We start from the raw sequence: 22,913 nt of genomic DNA, 5'->3' as shown, positions 1-22,913 counted from the left end.
ATTATGCAACAAGAATCACTATTTGCCAATCAAAGTAACGATGACAATACTCCTCTAGCCAACCGGGTTCGCCCTACGACACTAGAGGAGTTTGTTGGTCAAGAACACTTAATTGGCAATCAAAAAATACTTCGCGAGATCATTGATCAAGATAAAATCCCTTCATTGATTTTCTGGGGACCTCCCGGGGTTGGTAAAACAACTTTAGCTGAAATCATCGCTAAAAAAACTAAAGCTAATTTCATTACTTTTAGTGCCGTAACCAGCGGTATCAATGATATTAAAAAAGTTATGCAAGAAGCTGAACTTAATCGTGAAATGGGACAAAGAACTATTGTCTTCATTGATGAAATACATCGTTTCAATAAAGCTCAGCAAGATGCTTTTTTACCATTTGTCGAAAAAGGTAGTATCACCTTGATTGGAGCTACAACCGAAAATCCTTCTTTTAAAATTAATTCAGCCTTACTATCACGCTGTAAAGTCTTCGTTCTTAAATCACTAACTAAAGATGACTTAATTCAATTATTAGAAAATACACTAAAAAATCCTAAAGCATTTCCAGATCTTAAGGTCAAAATCGAATCCGATACTTTAGAATTAATTGCTGCTTACGCAAATGGGGATGCTCGTGTAGCCTTAAATACTTTAGAAATGGCGGTCATTAATTCAGAAACTAAAGATAAAGTGGTCAAAGTGGATTCTAATAATATTCACCAATTACTGAATACCAAATCCCTACGTTATGATAAAAATGGTGAGGAACACTACAATATTATTTCAGCTTTACATAAATCTATGCGAAATAGTGATACCGATTCGGCCATTTATTGGACAATGAGAATGCTTGACGGTGGCGAAGATCCACTTTATATTGCCCGTCGATTGGTTAGATTTGCTAGTGAAGACATTGGTTTAGCCGATACCAACGCTTTGAATGTTGCTATTAATGCATTTCAAGCTTGTCAATTCCTTGGTATGCCTGAATGTAACGTTCATTTGGTAGAAACTGTTATTTATTTATCCGTAGCTCCTAAATCAAATGCTACTTATAAAGCTGTTTTACGTGCCGAAAAAGATATAAAAAAATATGGTAATTTACCAGTTCCATTGCAAATCAGAAATGCTCCAACTAAACTGATGAAAAACTTAGGTTATGGTAAAGACTATCAATTGGCACATAATTATGAGGATAAATTAACTAGTATGCAAACTGCTCCTGACGAAGTTTTAGGTCATCAGTATTATTCTCCTACTGAACAAGGTAAAGAAAGATTATTTAAGCAGCGTTTAGAATATATTAAGACATGGCATCAAGAACATGATTTAAATAAATGATCCTTATTTCTTAGTTAACCTATTATAGGCCTAAAGAAGAAATACTTTTTTCCTGTAATTTCATTATTGTATTGCCTAAAAAAATGGAATTAAATATATTATGCAAGCACTTACACGAATGAAATTACTTTAAGAAAGGCGTGATTATTTGTTACTAATACATAAGGATAATTTATACACTCTAAAAAACAATCAAATATCTCTTACACTTGACTCTAAAGGAAAAGCGAAATTTTTGTCTTACAAAGGAAAAAATTTAATTGAACATCTTGATGGAAACGTTGTTGATCCTGACCGCCATAATTCATTTTATTTAGATTATCATCAGGATTTAAAATCTAAAGAACCCAATTATAATCGTGTAGAAATAATAGAAGATTCTAATACTTGTAAACATATTGCCTTTTGTGATGACAACAGTCAATTAAGATTGGAATATCATTTATTAATGCGTTCGGAAAAAGCTCAAGTATTTAGTTATGTTATCGCTAAAAGTAATGATGAACATCCCTTTACAATCAATGAATTAAGAACTGTCTATAGATTGGATCCAGCAGTCTTTCCTAATAGCTACACCACTTCTAGAATAGGATTACAACCTAGTAGCAATTACACTAATCAATTCAAGCGCTGGCAAGATGAAACTTACGAAATGCCTGATGGTGAACGTTTTTCAAATTCTAAAGTTTATTCAAAATACGATTATGCCGACTTCTTTGCCAATAATCCTTTTTGGGGATTCTTTGGTTCTGAATATGGATTTTGGTTTGTTCCAGCAAGTACCGAGTATTACCCTAGCGGTCCGTTGAAACAAGAATTAATGGTTCACTATGATGGTATTCTCCTAAATTATTTAAATGGTGCCCATTTGGGAACTGGCGATTTTCATATTTCTGCCGGCTGGAAAAAATTGTATGGACCTTGGAGTATTTATATCAATGATGGTACAGATAAACTCCTCGATGCCCAGGAATATGCCAAAAAACAACAAACCAATTGGCCATACTCTTGGCTACAAACACCTTTATATCCGCTCACTCGCGGTAATGTCTATGGAAAATTAACTCTTTCCAATAAAGAAAAGATAAAATTGAAAATCATTTTAAGTCAAGGAGATACGACATTTGATAAAGCCTCTGGCGGCTATATCTATTACACTGATACTAACGAGCAGGGATTATTTTCATTGAAAAACGTCCGTCCTGGAGAATATAGACTCTCAGCTTATCCATTAGAAGGATCTACCGTAGGAACTTTTTCAACAAAAATTTCCGTCAAATCTGGTGACCAAACACTACCAAGCATGCAATGGCAAGTTCCAAAAGAAACAGTCTTTTGGCAAATTGGAACTAGCAATCACACAACGGTTCCCTTTCAATTCTCAACGAACCTACGTAACAGCACTTGGAGAAAACTTACTCCAGCTCACTTAATTTATGAAATTGGCAAAAGTCAGTCTGATCAAGATTGGTATTGTATCCAAAGTACTCGTGGCGTTTGGGAAATTCATTTTAATTCTATTCCCAAACAAAATAAGACACTCACCTTATCCATTGCTTTAGCAGGCGCAAGTAAAACTAATGCTGACCACGAAAATGATCGCGGTCACGGAGATCCCTCATTGGAAATAAGTCTGAATGATAACCCTCTTGGACAAAAAACATTTTTAGATGACAATGCCGTTTATCGTAATGCCTTAAAATGTGGTAGTTATCACTTATGGAAGATTCCGTTAGACTCAGATTCATGTGTAGATGAAAATAATATTATTAAATTACGTGTTCATAATGGTTACATGATGTACGATACAATTAAATTAACAACTATTGGATAAATAAAAACACTATGGAAATGCTGGTCTTAACGGGCTGGCTTTTTTATTATTTAGTGATAAAATTATTCCTTAATTCAAATCGAGGGATATTGAAATGAAAAAACGCAATTCAATGATTATCTTTTGCTTATCATCAATAGTATTATTCAGTTTTCAAAATATAACTGAAGTTAAAGCTGTTAGTTTTGTGCACACCTTTAAGAAAACTCCAGTCGTCTCTAGAAGTGAACAAAATGATGATTTTACTTATAATTTTAACCGAATAAATAGACGTAATCTTAAAGCTAAAACGGACTGGTTTACTGATAAAATCGGTAAAAATTCTGGAAATGATCACTATTATCGTGTAGCAACTAATGAATGGGTTAGTACTGATGATGTTGCTTTAGTAAACCGAAATGTTGATCGTCCTATTACTATCTCAACTGGACATAATATCTGGAAATTAAATTATAAAACCTATGAATTTTCCTATACAGGACGTCGGCTATCAGCTGGTACATGGGCAAGTAATGAAAGAGTTCAATTACCGCGAGGAATATCCTATTGTAAAGTTGGACCAAATGAATGGGTACAAAATATTCACTATTAAAAAAACTACGACAAATTTGTCGTAGTTTTTTTTATTCAAACGGATATTTCATTCCCCAATCATTTCTAACATCATTCAAAATATGAGCTACATCGTGTGATAATTCTAATTGCCCGTCATCATGACCATTATCAATATATCTTTGCATATCTATAACTTCATATTGAAGTGCCTTATCATCATCACCAACAACAATCTTATCCGTTGTTTGAGTATGAGCATCAGCTGTATAAGTAATATCTGCTTCTGTTGCTCGAGGATAATTGCTAATCTCGATATATCCCTTGGTTCCGGATATTACACCACGTTTTGGTTGCTTAGCACGCATTGATAAAGCCATAACTGCCATCTGTTCATCATCATTTTTTAAAATAATTCCAGACTGTTCATCAACTCCGGTCTCAAAATATTTAACCGTTGTTAAAATATTAGTTGGTTGCTTGTCCAAGAAACTTCTAGCAAAGGCTGTTGCGTATCCACCAATATCTAACAATGCTCCACCAGCTAATTCTTTATTGAAGAACCGATTCTTTGGATCATAGTCTTTCAAACTACCAAAATTAACTTGTACTAATTTAACTTGACCTATTTTACCCTCAGATATCAACTGTTTAACCTGACTATAAAGAGGCATATGTAATAGTGTAAATCCTTCCGTTAAAATAAGGTTTTTCTTCTTAGCTAAAGTTTGAACTTCATCAAATTGATTTGCGTTAACCGTAATAGCCTTTTCACAGAAAACATGTTTACCTGCATTCAGGGCCTCTTTGATATATTGATAATGATATGTATGTGGTGTTGCTATATAGATAACATCAATATTGGGGTCATTGATCATATCTGTAGGATTATTGAATTGATGTTGAATTTTCTTTTCTTGAGAAAATTCAGCCATCTTTTCAGCATTCATGTCTGAAACTCCATATATTTCTCCGTTAACTACATTTAGTGCATCTGCCATTTCATGAGCGATCCAGCCAGTTCCAATCATTCCCCAATTATATTTTTTCATAATTACAAATCTTCTTTCCTAATATGTTTTACATCATCATTTGTTGCCAAAAGCGTGTCTGTTACAACATTTTTAAAATAAGAAGTTCCTAATACGCCAGTCATTTGTGATAATTTAGAATCTATTGTGTCGATATTATCCCAGTTACCAAAATGACAATCAATTAATCCATTACCATTTGGTGTCCGTACCATCCCAGCCATATTTTGAGATTGTCTAATTTCTGCTTTTCCACCTAATGTTTCTACCTCGCTAATAATTTGGGGCATCGCTAAGTCCAAAACTTCTAAAGTTAATTGCACTTCAGGGTTCAATTTCTCAGTAAATCGGGCTTCTGGAGCCATAATTATGTAGCGTTTTGATAAATTTGCATATAAACGCTCAAAAGTATGAATCCCCCCATTACTTTTTAAAACATTTAATTGATGATCTATACTGTCACAGCCATCGAATGCTAAATCAAATTGCTTAACTTGTTCTAAGGGAACAATCGGTATATTTAAAGATTGACAAAGATTTCGAGTTTGTTCTGAAGGACTAGCCACCGATATCTTTGAAGTATCAATAGTTTTAATCAACCGGCTAACAGTTCTACCACCACCAAAACTAACAGTCATATTTGGTTCAATCATTTTTGATGCTGTTTCAATTAGTTGTTCCATTTTAAATCTCCCTTTAGAAATTAATTTTCACACATGCCTTATGCTTGAAATTCATTTTCATAATAAAATAAAAAAAATACCCTGTCAAGCAGGATATTAAATCTTACGATCAGATATTAATTCTTCATGTTTTGTGATTTTATCTAAAGTCTCTTTATTTTGACCAATCAACAATAAGAATAATGCTTCAATCATGGTTGATGCTGCGATTCTTGAAAAGTAATATTCTGATTGAAAAATTTGTTCACGAACATAGGTCTTCAAATGTATATCAGCCTTCTGAGCAATTGGAGAGTCAGCACGATTGGTTATTGCAATAACCTTAATACCAAGTTTTTGAGCCACTTCTAATTGTTTTATTAAGGATCTAGATTCCCCTGAGTTAGATATGATTATTAAAATATCCTTATCTGTCATATTCAAAGTTTGCGCTATTGAAGTTTCAAATGCCGCATCACTCATCGCTAATAATCCAATTTGATTAAACTTATAAACTGCATCTATTGCTACAGGATAAGTATTTCCTTCCGCGACAATTTGAATTAAACGAGCATTTTTAATTGCCACTAATACTTTTGTGACTTTCTCAGTAGATAAATTTTTCAAAGTATTACTGATTTCAGTATCTTTATTTTCAGCAATATTTTTGAGAGATGCTTGGATGTCATCATCTATTGTAACCGAAACATTATCGTCATCAGACACCTGAGCCAATCGGGTTTTCAGTTGATGAAAACCATCAATATTTAAATTTTTACAAAAACGTGATACAGAAGCATCACTGACTCCAGCATTATTTGCTAATTGAGAAATTGTATAATCAATTACTTCTTTGGGCTTAGCCAAAATGACCTGTGCGATTTTCTTATCTGTGACTGACATATGTGGCAATTTATTATAGATAACATCGATTATATTTTGCATAATTAATACCTCTAACTATATTCTATCAAATTTATGACAGCAAAAAAGCCTGCTAATAAGCAGGCTGCCATGATATTTAAAAGTATCATAAATATCAACTTCTTTCATTTTTGTAGAACTACGGGGAATAGTTCTTAATTTGACTTCATATCTTTTAGGGGGGAGATATATTTGAAGTTATTTGTTATAGGGGATTAAATTTTTTAAATATTATATATATGTTTTAAGGGGGTTAATTCTATTCATTGTTTTCAATAATTGTTTTTTAAAGGGTTGTCTCTATTTGAAACTTTATCGAACCATCCGGTCACCTCTTTGCTTTTGACTATGCTTAAATAATAGCTTTTAAATACGAATAAATTTATAACAATATGTGAAGATATTTTGAACTTTTTTATAAATAAAAGCTTTTTTTATAAAAGCAATTGAGTACGTATAACAAAATTAGAAATACGGCGGAGAAAATACGTTAAAAATACTTGTTAAAGATTTGATAATTATACTATTAATGATTTCTATATTGTTATCAACGACCGGTAATATGAGAAGTATATTACTGACTCTTTGTTTATTGCATTTGACGAACATTACACAAAAAAAGACCACCATAATATGGTGGTCTAAACGAAGAATGATTTTAATTTTGAATTTGTATTATAGAACCTTAACAGCGAATGAAGGCATGAAGTAACCTGAAATTGTTGAAATCTTAACTGATTCACCTGGTTGTGGTGCAGCGATGTATTGGTTGTTACCTAAGTAGATACCTACATGGTAAGTTGAACCTTTGCTACCCCAGAATAATAAATCACCGGCTGATGCTTGAGAAACAGCTTCTTGTGTACCGGCACTTTCTTGAGCTACTGTGTAACCACCGATACTCTTACCTGTTGCTTGTTGGTATACGTATGATGTGAAACCTGAACAGTCAAAACCTGAAGGTGTCTTACCACCCCATACATATGGTGTACCTAAATATTGTTTAGCAGTATTGATAACACTGTCAGCAGTTGAAGCTGTGTCTGTTGAAGCAGCTGATTCTGTAACAGCTGTTTGTGCAGTTACATCGCTACCTTTAACCCATTCATTATTACCTACTAAGTACCAGATATTACCTTGATCATCTTGTACGGCTTCACCAACAGCCCAATCACTGTTAGATGCTAATGCACGACCAGTTGTTTTAGCTGATGTTGATGGTGCTGAATACAATGCTGACATAACCTTTGTACGTACAGCTGATGGTGCATCTGACATAACTTGTGCAGCAGCTTTAGTACTTGTAGCATTTGATAGACCTAAACCTGTAACAGCTAATGCTGCAGCAGCTGTAAATGAAATAAGACTCTTTTTAACGTTAGTATTCAAAATTGAAATCCCCCGTAGTGGTTTGTTTTTATTTTTTAAGTTTTTATTAATTATTAATTTCTTATCACTCAACGATGACTATAATACTCTCTGAATATTGCAGAATTGTTACAATAATTGTATAAGAATGTTACACTTTGAAATTCACAATATAATAAAGGCCTAACCACAGTAGTATCAATGGTTAGGCCTTCTTTGTGAAAAGAGTTTTTACTTGATTTTCTCGTCTTTTAATACTTTGATAACGTTTTCTTTAGTCATTTCTATGTCATTATTAATAATTTTATAGCTTTTTCCCCTTAATTCCGGTGGAATTTGTAGATCTCGACGGAATTCCTCACTACTTATTCTTGCCTTTAATCTTGCTTTATCATCCCCACGATCAGCTAACCTTTGCGTCACAGTATCTAAATCAACCTCTAGAAAAATAACTACTGCCTGCTTTCCATACTTCTCTTTATAAGAAACTGCTCCTTTGGTATCAACGACAATACTAGCAACGTCATACTTTTTCCAAGTTCTGTTAAGGCTTTCCTCTGACGAACCATACCAATTGCCACTATATTCGACTTTTTCAAGATAATGATTCTTCACGAATGATTCTTTTGTTTCAAAATAATAGTCTACCCCGTTTTTCTCACCCGTACGTGGTAATCTAGTAGTATGAGTTATAACACTCGGTATATGATATGTATCTTGCAGATATTTACTAATTGTCGTTTTACCGGTTCCACTTGCTCCAGTGATAACAATAATTTTTTTATCCATTATGGAACTCCTATATTTGAAATATTTCTTCTACTATATTATTATACTAGTCTGTTAAGTAATTAATCCGAGGAGACTTTACATATGAAAATAGAAGACTTAAAGGTTGGCACTGTTTACGATTGCTCCGTTGATGAAGATATGGATTACCCATTCCAAGGTAAAGTTGAAAAGATCTATGAACATTCAGCTTTAATGGAAATTGTTAAAAACGATCCTAAAGATAACACAAACAAAATGGAATTGAACAACAAAATTGTTGTTAGTATCAAGAAAATCAAAAAAGCTAAATAAATAATATCAGACAAGCACTCTATCTTGAGAGCTTGTCTTTTTTATTACACTATATACAAAAAAAATAAGACTAACCATCAAAAGGTCAGTCTTATTTTTACTTTTCAACTTCAATAAACGATCGAGCTGGTACTCTCAAGACGCGATATTCCATCGCATAACGATTTGCCTTTAAACCTAAACCATTAACCAAGTTATTCTTATATTTAGCTTGAACAGTAATAACATATGCATACTGATATTTAGCATCTAACTTTTTAATCTTTTTCATTGGCCAATCAAGGTGAACCCCAGAAACTGTAAATGGCAATGTAGCATCAGAAATCGTTGCATTACGACTGGAAACAGTATAAGTAGAATTATTCAACCAATATTGATATACATCTGTGGCTGAATTGGATTCTTTCTTATCAATTTTAACGTAATATCCTTGTCCATCATTAGTCGTTTGGACAATCATTGGATCATATTTATAACTCACAGCAACTTCATTTTTATTCGTTAAATCAACCTTCGTAAATAAACTCGTATAAAGTAGACCACAGACTGCCAAAATAACAACTACAATTTCCAACAAATCAGTTAATATAGTTGTCCAAGTAATCTTCCCCTTCTTTACGACGAGAATTTTTAAATGACGATTTCTAATATTAAATACAACAAAGATTAATAGTGCAATTACAATAATCCATGCAATAATTCCTATAAAATTCCAAGAACTCATTGTTTTCTCCCAACTAAAAATTAATTGTCTTAAACACTTCATAACTCTATAATAGTCATTACGCTAATTTTACCACGAATCGAAAAAATAATTGAAATTGTAACACGAAACGATACAAAATCTGTGGGTACATACGTTTGTCGCATTTTTATAATGGCAGTATAACCACGCTATATCGTGTATCATTCGTTATGATAGGCACAATATATTGTGTTTCAAATTTTAAATGATTATACTAATTGAGAACAGCACCTGAGAGGAAGTAATATTATGAACAACGTAATCGTATATAGCAAGAATAACTGCATGCAATGCAGAATGACTAAAAGATTCTTAAAGGAACATAATGTCCCCTTTGAAGAAAGAAATATCAATCAAGATCCACAATATCTTGATTCTCTAAAACAACAAGGCTTCCAAAGTGTTCCCATTGTAATGAATTCAGCCATGGACCCAATCGTCGGTTTTCGTCCAGATAGTCTAAGAGAATTGGTCGACTAATCATGAAATTAGCTTATTATTCAATTACTGGTCAAACAAAACGATTTGTTAATAAGCTGGGAATAGATGGATATGAAATAACCGATGCCGATCCGTTTTATAAAATGGGTCGGCCATTTATTCTTATTGTGCCATCTTATGACGACGATATGATGGACCCTGTAATTGACTTTCTTCAGTACGAAGATAATGCACAAAACTGCCTAGGAGTGGCCGGTGGTGGTAATCGTAATTTTAATACACTCTATAATCACACAGCTAAGGACATTGCAGCTGGTTTAAATGTTCCGGTCGTATTCCAATTCGAATTTAATGGAACACAAAAAGATGTCGAAAACTTTAAGAAAGTAGTGAATGAAATTGGGATTAAATAACCTAGATGTAACCAAACTCAGTTATTTTAAATTAAATAACGAAATCAACATCCCCGTAGATGACAAAATTCCTTTAAACAAAGATAAAGAAGCCGTTATAGCCTTTTTTAAAGAAAATGTTGAACCAAATACTAAAAAATTTGATTCCTTTGAAGACCATCTTAATTACTTAATTGATGAGAACTTTATTGAGAAAAATGTTATTGATAAATATCCATTATCTTTTATTGAAAAACTCTATCAAAATTTGTTAGATCAACATTTCCAATTTCAATCATTCATGGCTGCATATAAATTTTACAATCAGTACGCCTTAAAAACTAATGATGGTGATCTTTACCTTGAAAATTATGAAATGAGAATCCTTTTTAATGCCCTTTTATACGCTAACGGAGATCAAGATTTGGCTCAAAGTTTAGCTACTGAAATGATTGCTCAACGTTATCAACCTGCAACTCCTTCATTTTTAAATGCTGGACGTAAGCGTCGTGGTGAATATGTTTCTTGTTTCTTACTACAAGTAACTGACGATATGAATAGTATCGGGCGAACTATCAATAGTGCTTTACAGCTTTCCCGAATTGGTGGTGGGGTCGGAATAACTCTTTCTAACCTTCGTGAATCTGGTTCACCTATCAAAGGTGTCGAAAATTCTTCTTCTGGTGTTTTACCAGTTATGAAATTATTAGAAGATAGTTTTAGTTACAGTAATCAACTTGGTCAAAGACAAGGTGCTGGTGCGGTTTATTTGAATGTTTTTCATCCAGATATTATTGATTTTCTTTCTGCTAAAAAAGAAAATGCTGACGAAAAGATCCGTGTTAAAACACTATCATTAGGTGTTATCGTTCCTGATAAATACTATGAGCTAGTTCGTAACAATGAAGATATGTATTTATTTAGCCCTTATTCAGTTGAAAAAGTCTATGGTATACCTTTCTCATATGTCGATATCACTAAAGAATACGACAACATGGTTAAAGATGATCGTATTAAGAAATACAAAATCGAAGCTCGTGAACTTGAAGATGAAATCAGTAAACTACAACAAGAATCTGGCTATCCATATGTTCTAAATATTGATACGGTTAACCGTGACAATCCAATTGACGGAAAAATTATTATGAGTAATCTTTGTACCGAGATTCAACAAGTACAAATTCCTTCAGAATTAAACGATGCTCAAGAATATACTAAACTTGGAACTGATGTCAGCTGTAATCTAGGATCAACTAATATTCTAAACATGATGCAAAGTCCTGATTTTGGAAAATCAATTCGTTCAATGACAAGAGCATTGACCTTTGTCAGTGACGCTTCTAATATCTCTGCAGTTCCTCCGGTAGCTCACGGTAACAAAATGAGTCATTCTATCGGTCTAGGTGCTATGGGACTTCATACCTTCTTGGCATGTCATCATCTTGAGTATGGCTCACCAGAAGCCATTGAATTTATTAACGTTTACTTTATGTTACTTAACTACTGGACTTTGGTTGAAAGTAATAATATTGCTAAGGAACGTCATGAAACCTTTGCTAATTTTGAGAAGTCAAAATATGCTGACGGATCTTACTTTGACAAATATGTCGCTACTAACTTTGCTCCTAAATTAGCCGAAGTAAAGGATTTATTTAAAGATATCTTTATTCCTGAACCTAGTGACTGGGACAAATTGAAGCAAGACGTTATGCGTGATGGCCTTTATAACGCTTATCGTATGGCCGTAGCACCTACTGGTTCAATCTCTTATATCAACAATACCAGTGCTAGTTTACAGCCAGTAACTCGTCTTGTTGAGGAACGCCAAGAAAAGAAAAACGGTAAATTATATTTCCCTGCACCTTTCTTAAGTAATGATACAATCAAATACTATAAGTCCGCTTATGATACTGATATGCGTAAAGTAATTGATACTTATGCTTCAGCTCAAGAACATATTGATCAAGGTATGAGTTTAACTTTATTCATGCGTTCTGAAATACCTGCTGGCCTTTACGACTGGAAAGACGCAAACGACACTAAACAGACAACTCGTGATTTAAGTATTTTACGTAATTACGCTTATTACAAAGGTATCAAATCTCTTTACTATGTCAGAACATTTACAGAGAACAATGACGAAATTGGCAGTAATGAATGCGAAAGCTGCTCTATCTAGGAGGAAATTTTTATAATGGTTGATACATACTACAAATCAATGAACTGGAATAAACTAGAAGACCAAATTGATAAGGAAACTTGGGAAAAGTTAACTTCACAATTTTGGTTGGATACACGTATTCCACTTTCCAACGATCTAGACGACTGGCGTACCCTTAGTCCTGCTGAACAAACTGTTGTTGGACACGTTTTTGGTGGTTTAACACTCTTGGATACCCTTCAATCTCAAGATGGAATCCAAGCCATGTTGAAAGATACTCGTACTCAAGCTGAAACAGCCGTTTTCAATAATATTGAATTCATGGAGTCAGTTCACGCCAAAAGTTATTCTTCTATTTTTAGTACTTTGAATACTGCTGAAGAAATTGAAGAAATCTTTGATTGGACAGATCATAACGAATATCTTCAAAAGAAAGCTAAATTCATTAATGATATTTATCAAAATGGTGATCCACTTCAAAAAAAAGTTGCTAGTGTCTTCCTAGAAAGTTTCCTTTTCTATTCTGGATTCTACACACCTCTTTACTATTTAGGTAATAACAAACTGGCTAATGTTGCCGAAATTATTAAATTGATCATTCGTGACGAATCAGTTCACGGAACTTACATTGGTTATAAATTTCAACTAGGTTTCAATGAATTGAGTGCCGAGAAACAATCCGAATTAAAAGATTGGATGTATGATTTACTCTATACTCTTTATGATAATGAAGAGAAATATACTAAAGAATTATACAAAGAAGTTGGTTGGGTCGATGAAGTTCTCGTCTTTCTTCGTTATAACGCTAATAAAGCCTTGATGAATCTTGGACAAGAGCCACTTTTCCCTGATGGAAATGCTGAAGATGTTAACCCTATCGTTATGAACGGTATCTCAACTGGTACAAGTAATCACGACTTCTTTTCACAAGTTGGTAATGGTTATTTAATGGGTAAAGTTGAGGCCATGAAAGATTCTGATTACGATATCGGACGTACTGGCGACAATAAAACCCCTGACAGCAATTCATTATTTGATAAAGTTAAAAAATTAAAATAATTTATAAAAAATAAGGATTCACCAAGAGGTGAATCCTTATTTTTTATTTTGTTATATTTTGAAATAATTTTTTAGAAAGATTTTCCAATGAATCCCATTCTTCTTTATTGAATCCACTCTTAGCCACTAATATTTCTGGTAACTCATTTACATCTTTTCTTTTATTCTCTCCAATTTCAGTCAAATGAATATTAACAACACGTTCGTCACTTTTACTTCGTTGACGAACAACCAGTCCTTCATTTTCCATTCTTTTTAACAAAGGAGTTAAAGTACCTGAATCAAGTGATAATAACTCACCCAATCTTTTGACAGTAACCTCTTTATTTTCATATAAGGAAACTAATACTAAATACTGTGGATAGGTTAAATGATTTTTACTTAACCCATCGTGATATAACTTTTGAATCGCACGTGAAGTTGCATAAAGAGAAAAACACAAATGATCATTCAAGGGGATCGGCTTAGTCATATCTATTTCAACTTTTTCTGCCATACTTATCCCTCCTTATCCTTTTATTGATTAATTTTATTCCTAATCAATGAAATTGTAAACTATTCTATTTCGCACAACTTAATTTAAAAGTCCCAAATATAATATAAATATTTATAATCAAATATTTATAAATTTTAAACTCAAATAATAATAAAAATACTTAAATTAATTGAGTTAGAACATGATATATTGATACAATTTGTAATGATTAAGGATATATAAAATTGTGAGGGACTTTTATGAATAATTTTCATCAAAAAGATTTTTTAATCTTTGGTATTTTTTTGTGTACCTTAATATTATTTCTAGGTACCTTTTCTACCACAGTCTTTGGAGATTCTGATTATGATCATGCCCTTTCTACTACCCCTAAGGGGCTCGATTGGGACGATGGAAATTTTGTAATTGCTAAATTTCCTCCCAAACCAGACAATGCTCCGCTTTCTAGTCCAACGGGAAAAAAATACAGTTATAACAATAATGCCACTATTGTTCATTCAACAAATCCAGCAACTAAAAATACCAGTGTCATTAGCTTAACCAATGGCACTTACCAAGTTGGTGCTGTTTGGAGCAAATTTGAAAAAGACAATTATTTTGATTTAAGTCACGAACAAGTGGCTTCAATGTGGATATACTTTGGTAATACCGGAGGAGAAGCTCCCGGTGACGGTATGGCCTTCGTCTTACAAAACGATAAAAGGGGCGAAAACTCTATTGCTCTTTCATCAACCGGAATACCCGTAAACGGACAATCATTAGGCGTTTGGGGCGCTGATTGGGATAAAACAAATTCCGAACCCTCAAATATCTCTAAAACCGCTATTCAGAACAGCTGGGCCATGGAGTTCGATACTTACAAAAATCTACTAACTGGCGCCAATGAAATTTCTGGAGAGGGTGTTTCCTTTGATGCTACTAATCCTGGAACTTATTCTCAACATATTGCTACCGGATTTCCTGCTTCATCCAAAACCTATATAAGACAAAAGGCCAGTAATACCAATCCTCCAATTTATTACTACACTATGCACCATGATAATTTTATTGGTATTAAAAACTTAGTAGACAGTAAGTGGCATCATGTTACCATCAAATGGTCTCCAAATACTAGTGCAAACAGTCAACAGATTCCTACAGGGGGAACAATGACTTACAGTTATAATGACAAAAATATTGACGGCACTCCCAATACTGACGGTGTACAAAGTACTAGTTTCGATTTAGATACTAGCAATTTCAATCTCAAATCAGATAGTAAATTATACTGGGGATTTACTGGCTCCACTGGTAAATACTATGAAAATAATTTAATGGTTTTTGAATCAATTCCCTCCTTTGTTGATGCAGAAGCAATCCCCAGAATTCACGATAATACTCAAAATCGTGACATCGCAGCCAATGATACCAATGTTGATCCTAATGATGATATAAGCTATTTCTATACCTTAAATTATAAAGGTTGGACTAAAACTTGGAATAAAATCAATGCTACTATTAATGTTCCAAACAACATTCACTTCACCACTGGCTCTATTAAATATGAATCAACGGGTAAAACTTATAATATTTCTGATTTGCTTGTTAATGATCCCCGTATAGTTCAAACACAATTACCAGATCCATTAAGTCACGAAAGTCCAAAAGCAGTAATTGAATTACGTGGACATACCGAAACAATCGCTACCACGCAATTAAAAGTACCTGCTGCATATGCCTCTTTCGATGGTGACAATTTAATTACCGATACTAACACAAACCAATTTTTCATAAAATCTCGTTTATTAACCCTAAAGAGTGATTTTCCAGAAGTTAAAAATGTACAGCCAAATGAGGATGTAGATATTCCTGGAGAACTAGAATATCATGACGGAACATCTTTAATTAGCTCTAATATGACAGTTTATCCAACTTTAAATAATAAAAGCTTATCTCCTTTTAGGTTAAATGACGATAATCCAGCTACTGGATTTAAGCTTCACTTAACCGGCGACCAATTATCACATTCAAAGATTAATATGATAACCTTCTATGTCAAAGATAACTTAGGCAATACTACCAATAAGATTACTAGACAGATTAATATAGACGATTCTGGTACTCTTCAATTCGGTAACATAACTAAAAAAATGCAATTTAAAAATACTAATCTTACCTTTCCTAATCAAATCATCCCCAGATTTGATACTTGGGAAGTTAATATTCTTGATAGCCGCAAAAAAGGCAACAATTGGCAAGTTCAAGCTCAATCCGCCGACCTTATTAACAACACTGACAAAACAAAATTCAATGGAAATATGATTTTTAAAGATCAATCTGGCAAGATAACTCTACTTAATAAGGGAGCCTCGATTGCTCAACATTATAAAGATACTGATGGTATTGAAAGTAAAAATATAACTGAAGAATGGAAATCTCAAAACGGTATTTTATTACTTTCCGAAGCACACAATAAAGCTGGCACCTATAGTGGTCTTATTAATTGGACTTTACAAGATTCTGTTCCAAATAAATAGAGTGTGAGGAAAAAAACCTCACACTCTTTTTTTACTGTATATTAACTACGATATCCCATAAACATAGCAAACATCAAAATAATTAAAACAATCGTTGTAATAACAACATACAAATTATCATGTTCTTTATAGAAGGCATAAATTGAAACAACTACTCGTAAAACAGGCGTCAAAATTAATAAAAATACACCCAACATAATAACAGCATACGATTTACCAGCAGCTACACCTGAAAATATTGCCATGAATCTACGTGGATAAGCTCCTGGAGCATAGCCACTACCACTCATAAAGTACAAAGCCATACCTATTAAAATAACAATTGCTGAAGTGATAACACCGATTCGTAAAATTTTTCCAATTACTAATTCAACTTGTCGTGTTTCTTCATGTGTATTATTCATTAGATATTCACCCCAAATCCTTTAAGAGCCATTTGAACTCCCATATAAAGAATAATAGGAATAAAGATCATTCTAATAATTCTAGGTTTCAAAACTTGCATTAATCGAGCGCCAATTGTAGCACCAACTAAGACGCCAATTGCCAATGGTGCAGCAATATCAGGACGGATCGATCCATTAAAGAAATAAACTGTTGCACTAGCGGCAGCTGTTACACCCATCATCAAATTACTAGTAGCACTGGATGGCTTTAAAGGCATCTTCATAATCGTATCCATAGCGATAACTTTAAAAGCACCACTACCAATACCTAACAAACCACTTGCAAGACCAGCAGCCCACATCATGATAAAACCACCAGGAACATTTTTCATTGAGTAATCAATTTGTTTCTGCTCAGCTTTATCATAATAAGTACTGGCAAGTTTGAATTTATCAACAATCGGATCATGTCCCGTATAAACATTTTCGCCCTTTTTATCCATTAACTTACGAATCATATTGTAAGTTGAATAAAGTAAGAAAAATCCAAATAAGACATATAAGAAATTACTAGAAAATACTCCTACTAGTAAGGCACCCATAATTGCACCAACTGTAGTAGCAATTTCCAAAAACATCGCAACTCGAAGATTTAACATATCATCTTTTAAATAAGCAATAGTTGAGCCAGAACTCGTTGCAATAACAGAAATGATACTAGCACCAATCGCATACTTAATATCTAATCCCATCATAATGGTCAATACCGGAGTGATAATCATTCCGCCACCGATCCCCAAAATTGCACCAAGAATACCAGCTCCCACACCCATCACTAGGAGTAGCAGCATTGAATTCATTTTATTTATCCTCTTTCTCAACTTCTTCTTTATTAGAGAAATTCTCCACGGAAGTTTCGTAATTACTTTTCATTATATCCATTGTGTGTTTTATTTCATCATTTTTTAAAACATTTTCTGAAATTAAATCAATATGAAATTTAGATGCATTCAAATAATCACAATTTGTTGAAAGATAAATTTTTGTTTCAACCTCAGCATCATCATCAAAGAAATGAGTTACTTTTTTGGCATCATCAAACGGTAAATTAATAACTCCTGTTTCTAAATAAAAGTTAATTTCAAACTCAGCATCCGCTACATGAATCATAATTTGAGAAAGTTTATTATCGGCAACATCCTTCTCCATTTGTTCCTTAGCCTTATTCAAAGACCAAAGATCCTCTTGAAGTAAATCATCTTTACTAATTTCTAAACTAGTTTGATTAAATTTCCCTTCTTGAACATTCTCAATAAAATCTGCAATTTTAATTTTCATACTCTTCTCCTAAAGGTACATTTTCAAAAACTTATCCACAGCCTCTTGGTAGTTTTTAGAATCAACATAGTAGCTGCGAATGTGAACACCAAGGCTTTCATAAGACTTTCTTGGGGATTTTCCACATGTGGATAACTCATCTCTCATTTCAAACGGAACTGTAAAATCATTTTTACCATGCATAAACATAATTGGTAAAGAATTCTTCTCTAAAGCTCTTCGACAATCGGTTTGCTTATATGAAAAACCAGCTCTAACTTTTGACATCAAAGATATCCCTTTGATTAAAAGTCTTCCCTTAATATGATATCTTTTCTGGCAATGATAACTTAAAATATCGTACGCACTAGTATATCCAGAATCTTCAATAATCAGTTTAACATTCTTTGGTAAATCATACTTCGATGTCAGCATAACAGTTGCTGCACCCATTGAAGCACCAAACAGAATAATTTTATCGTTAGGACGGATCGATAACAAGTACTTGATCCAATCCAATAGATCCAAACTCTCAATATATCCGAAACCTAAGTACTTACCTTGGCTTTTACCAGCCGCTTGATTATCTATTTGCAAGACATTACATCCTAATTTATCGAAAAGCTGTGCATGTACATTAAGTGAATTATGATCGACACCGAAGCCGTGGACCATAATTACCGTTACACCATCGTTATTATCAGTAAACCAACCGTACAACTTACTATTGTTATATGTAGAGTTTATCTGCCATTCTTGTTTTTCTTTTTCTAAAAATTTAGTCGTATTCTCAACTAGTCCTTCATCCATTTTAACCTTAGGTGCTTCCGCTCCCAAAGCCTTAGAACCTCTTTTTTGAATATATAAAAAAAAGGCGTTCAGAATTAGAACGACTAGTAATAACAATACCAACAGAATAATTATCATGATATTACCTCACTTATCCTAATTCTTTCACACCTATCATTGCTATGGCAACTATAATCATTGAAATCGTAATTCCTACAAACAAAGTAGAGAATGACAATGCTGTGATAATCAGACTTCCGGCATAAGGTCCGATAGCACGTCCCAATGAACCAAAAATACTATAAAAACTTTGGAAAGTACCACGATTTCGATTTGTCGACATCTTACTCAATAATGCTGGAATAGTTGGGAAGACCATTGATTCACCAATTGTTAGGATCAACATACTAATAATGAATGCCAAATATGTTTTTGCTCCTGGTAACAATAAAAATGATGCTCCCATGATAACTGTTCCTAAGAAAATTTGATACTTTAACAACTTAAATATTCTTGAAACGACACGATTCATTACTGGTTGAATAATCAACAATGAAGCGGCATTAATAGTAAAGACAAAACCATATTCACGTGTTGTATAACCTTGATCTAGCATATATGCTGAAAGATTACTGTCCCATTGTGAGTATCCTAACCAAACGATCAAAATAGAAGCACAGATAATAAAGACATTTATATTAAAACGACGTGCTCCAATTGCAACTTTAGGATCTTCTTCTTCAACCGCATTATATGATCTTTCTTTGATCTGACTCTCGTCTTCTTCTTTAACATGATCTAAAACATTAGCTCTAAGTAATAATATAACTGCACTGACTACAAACAATAACATTGGAATAAAGAAGGTGAAAAAGATACTCCAATCAAAAATAAAGCCAACTGCATTTGAACCAATTGCAATTCCTAAGTTGGCAGCCAAATACATATTATTAAATACAACTCGGCTATTTCCGGTCATTTGTTCAGCTACGAAGGCCGTATAAGCATTAATTGCCGTATACACTAATCCCATTCCAAATCCTAAAATAACTAGCATAAACGCATATGTAGGCCAAACATGATGTACTGACATACCTAATAACGAGAGAATTGATATTGCATAACCAATATATAACGTTCCCCGTCTTGAAAAGCGATCGAACATAATACCACCTATAGCGTTACCCACCATCATAAACGCTGAATAGACCATCAACGCAAATCCGGCGGTTACTAGAGATTCGTGTAAGTTCTTATGAATAAAAATAGTATTAACTGGCAACATAAATCCCATGACCAAGTTAAAAGCAACATTTAAAATAATTAACCATATTCTTTGCGCGCGCATCTTTTTCACCTCTTCTATATATTTTTTTCAATAAAAAAACCATGGTTTCAATCACCATGGTTTTAGCGGTAGTACTCAAGATGAGCAAATAGATTCCTGTTCACATCAGGTTTCTATAGATATCCCTCACAAATCCGGTGAGTAGTGCTCGATATCCTACCATCATAAGTGCCGTCCAAATTCGACGGCTCTCGACTCATCGCACAACCTGTATCATAATATATTCTGAAAATAGTTGCAACTATTTTCATTAAAGATTTGGATTTTCACTAACTTTTTCTTCCGTCCATATCTTATAAATAAGATTCAACAAGCCACCCATTTGTCCATCAACACCGTTATACATCCAACGATAGATACATACATCTTTTTTCATCTCATCCTTTGGTGGATTGGCACTGTTTGCAGTAACAACAATATCAGCCTCTTTAGGATCACTAACAATTTTAGCGTATGGCAACGATTGTAGAGTTACAGCTAAATCAGAATAAACTAGGAAGAATGATTCTAATTCCAAATAAACCTTAACTTGAATATTCTTGTTATAAAGTGAGAAGAAACGATATGCAATTGCATAAATGGCTTCTGAGATTTGCTTAGATTTTCCAGTTAATGATTGATACTTGTCACGTAACATTAAATGTTGAACAGTTGAATAAATTTTACTCTCAAGACCTTCATCATTTAATTTACTGATAGCATCACCGAAACCTGAATACAAATTCAAAATTTCAATATAATTATGATCTAGAGCTAAAACACCAATAATACATGTTGTTAAATTATACTTATATCTCAAAAATTCCTTATGGGACATAGCCATATCAGAAACAGTTTGTTCCACATCAATTGGAATAAGTTCCAAGAAATCATCAATAAAGTTAGCAAACAATGGATTGTATCTAACCAATTGCTTAGAAACAGATTGAAGATATTCATCTGAAACTTCAAATGTAGCAGGAACACACATTAACAAAATATAAAAATCAGCTGACTGGAACATTTGCTCCTCATAACTGACATCTTCTTTAATAGCACGCTTTAATTCTCTAACTTTTTCACTACCAGTATCACCCTCAAGCATTGAACCGGCACTTTCAAAAATATTAGGGAACGGATAATTGATCACATTTAAAGCGTCCATGTTTTGAACGTGATTGCCCTCAATGATTCGATACAAATGAGCCATAACGACATATGCATAGAACATTTTTGTTATATGATTTGTTGGTTTGAGACGATATTTATCCAAAGCAATATCAACAACTTTGAAGGCTACTTTTTGCGTGAAGTCTTCAAAAGGCCAAACGTATCCCCGTGTAGCGTTCCAATATAATGCTGCAATGGCCAAACGAATCGATTCCTCATCTCCAACAAAGCGCATTGGCTCATAGGCGATTCTGACACCAAACCGTTTTAGATAGCCTCTCATTGGCTTTAAATGACGTAGGACAGTTGCTTTGCTACTTTCCAATGTCTCATAGAAATGTTTGAAAGAACTCTCCTTATCCTTAACAATAGCGTCTAAGAACAAATATCCATCTGAATTAGTCGTTAAATAAGCATGATAAGCATCTCTAGTCACACCAAACATTTCTTCAGTATTGTATTTATCCTTTTTAAGAATTTTCTTAAAATCCTCTTGAATTCCTAAAAATGTATTATAAACACTGCCATAACTCTTATTCATTTGATAAGCAGCCTTACGTAAATTGATATCTTTTACTTTGATATCACGATTACGATAAGTCTCAATAAGATTAGCACTGGCCAATTGATTAGTTCTGATTAATTTTATCTTGTTAAATAGTTGTATTTTTTCTATCTCTGATTTTGATAGAAACAAGTCAGTAAAGCTATCCAAGAACTCCACCCCCGTAGATTCAATTAGTTCTATTATAATAGAATACATTCAATTTTATATTCAAACCTTGATTTTATTGTAAATAAATTTATATATAGTAAACTACCATATCTCTTTACTTAAATAAATAGACAAAATATTTTAAATAATATGAACATATATTATTATCTATACCAATATTTTATTTTACGCCTTATTTTTAATAAGTATAGTACCTTGGCTGTCCTTAATTCAGAAAAAAACAAATTTTATAAAATAGGAAAAATTAATGTGCAAAATTGTTACGAATTATTTCTATTATTTAAGTCGAACTTGTTTGCGATAGCTACAAGTTCGACTTTGCTTTTAAATTAAATTTATCATTAATTGTCTATTGGTCAACTATTTAAATTATCCTAAAATCTAATTGGATTTATCAAATAAATTTAGCTTTCATAGTTTTCATTAATAATTTAGTTATTACTTTAAAAATATGAAAATAAAAAATACACAAAAAAAGGGATCAACCATTTGGTTGATCCCTTATCATTAGCGTGGCAGCTCCCTATCCTCGCGGGTAGTTTCCCACCAACTACTTTCGGCGCGGAGAAGCTTAACTTCTGTGTTC

General features: G+C 33.2%; 22 protein-coding genes. 9 read left to right on the top strand and 13 right to left on the bottom strand.

The window, feature by feature from the left end; translation table 11 throughout:
* The first annotated feature begins 3 nt into the window (after positions 1–3).
* From LAB100_RS07795 to LAB100_RS07785, 3 genes are all read left to right on the top strand, one after another.
* Positions 4–1,338 carry a replication-associated recombination protein A gene (locus LAB100_RS07795; RefSeq protein ID WP_119326613.1) on the top strand — a complete coding sequence of 445 codons (1,335 nt, stop codon included), beginning with the start codon at positions 4–6 and terminating at the stop codon, positions 1,336–1,338.
* Between the two features lie 235 nt (positions 1,339–1,573).
* Positions 1,574–3,172 carry a polysaccharide lyase family protein gene (locus LAB100_RS07790; RefSeq protein ID WP_119326612.1) on the top strand — a complete coding sequence of 533 codons (1,599 nt, stop codon included), beginning with the start codon at positions 1,574–1,576 and terminating at the stop codon, positions 3,170–3,172.
* Between the two features lie 94 nt (positions 3,173–3,266).
* Positions 3,267–3,764: a hypothetical protein gene (locus tag LAB100_RS07785; protein WP_119326611.1), complete on the top strand. Its 498-nt coding sequence runs from the start codon at positions 3,267–3,269 to the stop codon at positions 3,762–3,764.
* 31 nt (positions 3,765–3,795) lie between these two features.
* Here the strand turns inward: LAB100_RS07785 and LAB100_RS07780 are convergent, their stop codons facing one another.
* From LAB100_RS07780 to LAB100_RS07760, 5 genes are all read right to left on the bottom strand, one after another.
* Positions 3,796–4,776 (bottom strand): Gfo/Idh/MocA family protein, encoded by a 981-nt coding sequence (locus LAB100_RS07780; RefSeq protein WP_119326610.1) that lies wholly within the window; start codon positions 4,774–4,776, stop codon positions 3,796–3,798.
* A gap of 2 nt (positions 4,777–4,778) precedes the next feature.
* Entirely contained in the window at positions 4,779–5,438 is a 660-nt protein-coding gene (gene rpiA / locus LAB100_RS07775; RefSeq protein ID WP_119326609.1) for a ribose 5-phosphate isomerase A, read from the bottom strand.
* Positions 5,439–5,534: 96 nt separating this feature from the next.
* On the bottom strand, positions 5,535–6,362 hold the full coding sequence (locus tag LAB100_RS07770; protein WP_119326608.1) for a MurR/RpiR family transcriptional regulator: 828 nt from the start codon (positions 6,360–6,362) through the stop codon (positions 5,535–5,537).
* Between the two features lie 654 nt (positions 6,363–7,016).
* Positions 7,017–7,730, bottom strand: a complete 714-nt coding sequence (locus LAB100_RS07765) for a C40 family peptidase (RefSeq protein WP_119326607.1) — start codon at positions 7,728–7,730, stop codon at positions 7,017–7,019.
* A gap of 210 nt (positions 7,731–7,940) precedes the next feature.
* Positions 7,941–8,498 carry a guanylate kinase gene (locus LAB100_RS07760; protein WP_119326606.1) on the bottom strand — a complete coding sequence of 186 codons (558 nt, stop codon included), beginning with the start codon at positions 8,496–8,498 and terminating at the stop codon, positions 7,941–7,943.
* Between the two features lie 84 nt (positions 8,499–8,582).
* On the opposite strand from LAB100_RS07760, the gene LAB100_RS07755 reads away from it, so the two are divergent.
* Entirely contained in the window at positions 8,583–8,792 is a 210-nt protein-coding gene (locus LAB100_RS07755; RefSeq protein WP_119326605.1) for a DUF2187 domain-containing protein, read from the top strand.
* Positions 8,793–8,889: 97 nt separating this feature from the next.
* On the opposite strand, the gene LAB100_RS07750 is transcribed toward LAB100_RS07755, so the two are convergent.
* Positions 8,890–9,516, bottom strand: coding sequence for an LVIS_2131 family protein (locus LAB100_RS07750; RefSeq protein ID WP_119326604.1), 627 nt, complete (start codon positions 9,514–9,516; stop codon positions 8,890–8,892).
* 270 nt (positions 9,517–9,786) lie between these two features.
* Here LAB100_RS07750 and nrdH point away from each other — a divergent pair, with 270 nt between their 5' ends.
* From nrdH to nrdF, 4 genes are read left to right on the top strand one after another with little or no spacing between them, the layout of a single operon-like run.
* Positions 9,787–10,017: a glutaredoxin-like protein NrdH gene (nrdH, locus tag LAB100_RS07745; protein ID WP_119326603.1), complete on the top strand. Its 231-nt coding sequence runs from the start codon at positions 9,787–9,789 to the stop codon at positions 10,015–10,017.
* A 2-nt stretch (positions 10,018–10,019) separates the two neighbouring features.
* On the top strand, positions 10,020–10,391 hold the full coding sequence (gene nrdI / locus LAB100_RS07740; RefSeq protein WP_119326602.1) for a class Ib ribonucleoside-diphosphate reductase assembly flavoprotein NrdI: 372 nt from the start codon (positions 10,020–10,022) through the stop codon (positions 10,389–10,391).
* Entirely contained in the window at positions 10,372–12,549 is a 2,178-nt protein-coding gene (gene nrdE / locus LAB100_RS07735) for a class 1b ribonucleoside-diphosphate reductase subunit alpha (RefSeq protein WP_162894220.1), read from the top strand. Before nrdI ends, nrdE begins: the two co-directional genes overlap by 20 nt.
* A gap of 15 nt (positions 12,550–12,564) precedes the next feature.
* The gene (nrdF, locus tag LAB100_RS07730; protein ID WP_119326601.1) at positions 12,565–13,590 is read left to right on the top strand and encodes a class 1b ribonucleoside-diphosphate reductase subunit beta; all 1,026 of its coding nucleotides are present in this window, start codon (positions 12,565–12,567) and stop codon (positions 13,588–13,590) included.
* 43 nt (positions 13,591–13,633) lie between these two features.
* On the opposite strand, the gene LAB100_RS07725 is transcribed toward nrdF, so the two are convergent.
* Positions 13,634–14,086 carry a MarR family winged helix-turn-helix transcriptional regulator gene (locus LAB100_RS07725; protein WP_119326600.1) on the bottom strand — a complete coding sequence of 151 codons (453 nt, stop codon included), beginning with the start codon at positions 14,084–14,086 and terminating at the stop codon, positions 13,634–13,636.
* 239 nt (positions 14,087–14,325) lie between these two features.
* Between LAB100_RS07725 and LAB100_RS07720 the strand changes: the two genes are divergently transcribed.
* Positions 14,326–16,602, top strand: a complete 2,277-nt coding sequence (locus LAB100_RS07720) for an L-type lectin family protein (protein WP_119326599.1) — start codon at positions 14,326–14,328, stop codon at positions 16,600–16,602.
* 41 nt (positions 16,603–16,643) lie between these two features.
* Here LAB100_RS07720 and LAB100_RS07715 read toward each other — a convergent pair whose 3' ends face one another.
* From LAB100_RS07715 to LAB100_RS07690, 6 genes are all read right to left on the bottom strand, one after another.
* Complete coding sequence (locus LAB100_RS07715) at positions 16,644–17,006, bottom strand: DUF1634 domain-containing protein (protein ID WP_119326598.1); 363 nt, start codon at positions 17,004–17,006, stop codon at positions 16,644–16,646.
* Complete coding sequence (locus LAB100_RS07710; RefSeq protein WP_119326597.1) at positions 17,006–17,848, bottom strand: sulfite exporter TauE/SafE family protein; 843 nt, start codon at positions 17,846–17,848, stop codon at positions 17,006–17,008. Before LAB100_RS07710 ends, LAB100_RS07715 begins: the two co-directional genes overlap by 1 nt.
* A gap of 1 nt (position 17,849) precedes the next feature.
* On the bottom strand, positions 17,850–18,326 hold the full coding sequence (locus LAB100_RS07705; protein ID WP_119326596.1) for a hypothetical protein: 477 nt from the start codon (positions 18,324–18,326) through the stop codon (positions 17,850–17,852).
* Between the two features lie 9 nt (positions 18,327–18,335).
* Positions 18,336–19,232, bottom strand: coding sequence for an alpha/beta hydrolase (locus LAB100_RS07700; RefSeq protein WP_119326595.1), 897 nt, complete (start codon positions 19,230–19,232; stop codon positions 18,336–18,338).
* Between the two features lie 13 nt (positions 19,233–19,245).
* Positions 19,246–20,442 (bottom strand): MFS transporter, encoded by a 1,197-nt coding sequence (locus tag LAB100_RS07695; protein WP_119326594.1) that lies wholly within the window; start codon positions 20,440–20,442, stop codon positions 19,246–19,248.
* Positions 20,443–20,692: 250 nt separating this feature from the next.
* Positions 20,693–22,315 carry a helix-turn-helix domain-containing protein gene (locus tag LAB100_RS07690; RefSeq protein WP_246001309.1) on the bottom strand — a complete coding sequence of 541 codons (1,623 nt, stop codon included), beginning with the start codon at positions 22,313–22,315 and terminating at the stop codon, positions 20,693–20,695.
* Positions 22,316–22,913 lie beyond the last annotated feature (598 nt).

The sequence above is a fragment of the Companilactobacillus musae genome, from assembly GCF_003967595.1.
Taxonomy (GTDB): domain Bacteria; phylum Bacillota; class Bacilli; order Lactobacillales; family Lactobacillaceae; genus Companilactobacillus; species Companilactobacillus musae.
The sequence above is the reverse complement of the archived record's forward strand: the minus strand, read 5'-3'. Positions and strand labels throughout refer to the sequence as shown.

What these genes read in the sequence shown, in the direction of transcription:
- LAB100_RS07795 (WP_119326613.1), top strand. Translation starts at nt 4, where the DNA reads ATGCAACAAGAATCACTATTTGCCAATCAAAGTAACGATGACAATACT.
- LAB100_RS07785 (WP_119326611.1), top strand. Translation starts at nt 3,267, where the DNA reads ATGAAAAAACGCAATTCAATGATTATCTTTTGCTTATCATCAATAGTA.
- LAB100_RS07780 (WP_119326610.1), bottom strand. Translation starts at nt 4,776, where the DNA reads ATGAAAAAATATAATTGGGGAATGATTGGAACTGGCTGGATCGCTCAT.
- rpiA (WP_119326609.1), bottom strand. Translation starts at nt 5,438, where the DNA reads ATGGAACAACTAATTGAAACAGCATCAAAAATGATTGAACCAAATATG.
- LAB100_RS07770 (WP_119326608.1), bottom strand. Translation starts at nt 6,362, where the DNA reads ATGCAAAATATAATCGATGTTATCTATAATAAATTGCCACATATGTCA.
- LAB100_RS07760 (WP_119326606.1), bottom strand. Translation starts at nt 8,498, where the DNA reads ATGGATAAAAAAATTATTGTTATCACTGGAGCAAGTGGAACCGGTAAA.
- LAB100_RS07755 (WP_119326605.1), top strand. Translation starts at nt 8,583, where the DNA reads ATGAAAATAGAAGACTTAAAGGTTGGCACTGTTTACGATTGCTCCGTT.
- LAB100_RS07750 (WP_119326604.1), bottom strand. Translation starts at nt 9,516, where the DNA reads ATGAGTTCTTGGAATTTTATAGGAATTATTGCATGGATTATTGTAATT.
- nrdH (WP_119326603.1), top strand. Translation starts at nt 9,787, where the DNA reads ATGAACAACGTAATCGTATATAGCAAGAATAACTGCATGCAATGCAGA.
- nrdI (WP_119326602.1), top strand. Translation starts at nt 10,020, where the DNA reads ATGAAATTAGCTTATTATTCAATTACTGGTCAAACAAAACGATTTGTT.
- nrdE (WP_162894220.1), top strand. Translation starts at nt 10,372, where the DNA reads ATGAAATTGGGATTAAATAACCTAGATGTAACCAAACTCAGTTATTTT.
- nrdF (WP_119326601.1), top strand. Translation starts at nt 12,565, where the DNA reads ATGGTTGATACATACTACAAATCAATGAACTGGAATAAACTAGAAGAC.
- LAB100_RS07725 (WP_119326600.1), bottom strand. Translation starts at nt 14,086, where the DNA reads ATGGCAGAAAAAGTTGAAATAGATATGACTAAGCCGATCCCCTTGAAT.
- LAB100_RS07720 (WP_119326599.1), top strand. Translation starts at nt 14,326, where the DNA reads ATGAATAATTTTCATCAAAAAGATTTTTTAATCTTTGGTATTTTTTTG.
- LAB100_RS07715 (WP_119326598.1), bottom strand. Translation starts at nt 17,006, where the DNA reads ATGAATAATACACATGAAGAAACACGACAAGTTGAATTAGTAATTGGA.
- LAB100_RS07710 (WP_119326597.1), bottom strand. Translation starts at nt 17,848, where the DNA reads ATGAATTCAATGCTGCTACTCCTAGTGATGGGTGTGGGAGCTGGTATT.
- LAB100_RS07705 (WP_119326596.1), bottom strand. Translation starts at nt 18,326, where the DNA reads ATGAAAATTAAAATTGCAGATTTTATTGAGAATGTTCAAGAAGGGAAA.
- LAB100_RS07700 (WP_119326595.1), bottom strand. Translation starts at nt 19,232, where the DNA reads ATGATAATTATTCTGTTGGTATTGTTATTACTAGTCGTTCTAATTCTG.
- LAB100_RS07695 (WP_119326594.1), bottom strand. Translation starts at nt 20,442, where the DNA reads ATGCGCGCGCAAAGAATATGGTTAATTATTTTAAATGTTGCTTTTAAC.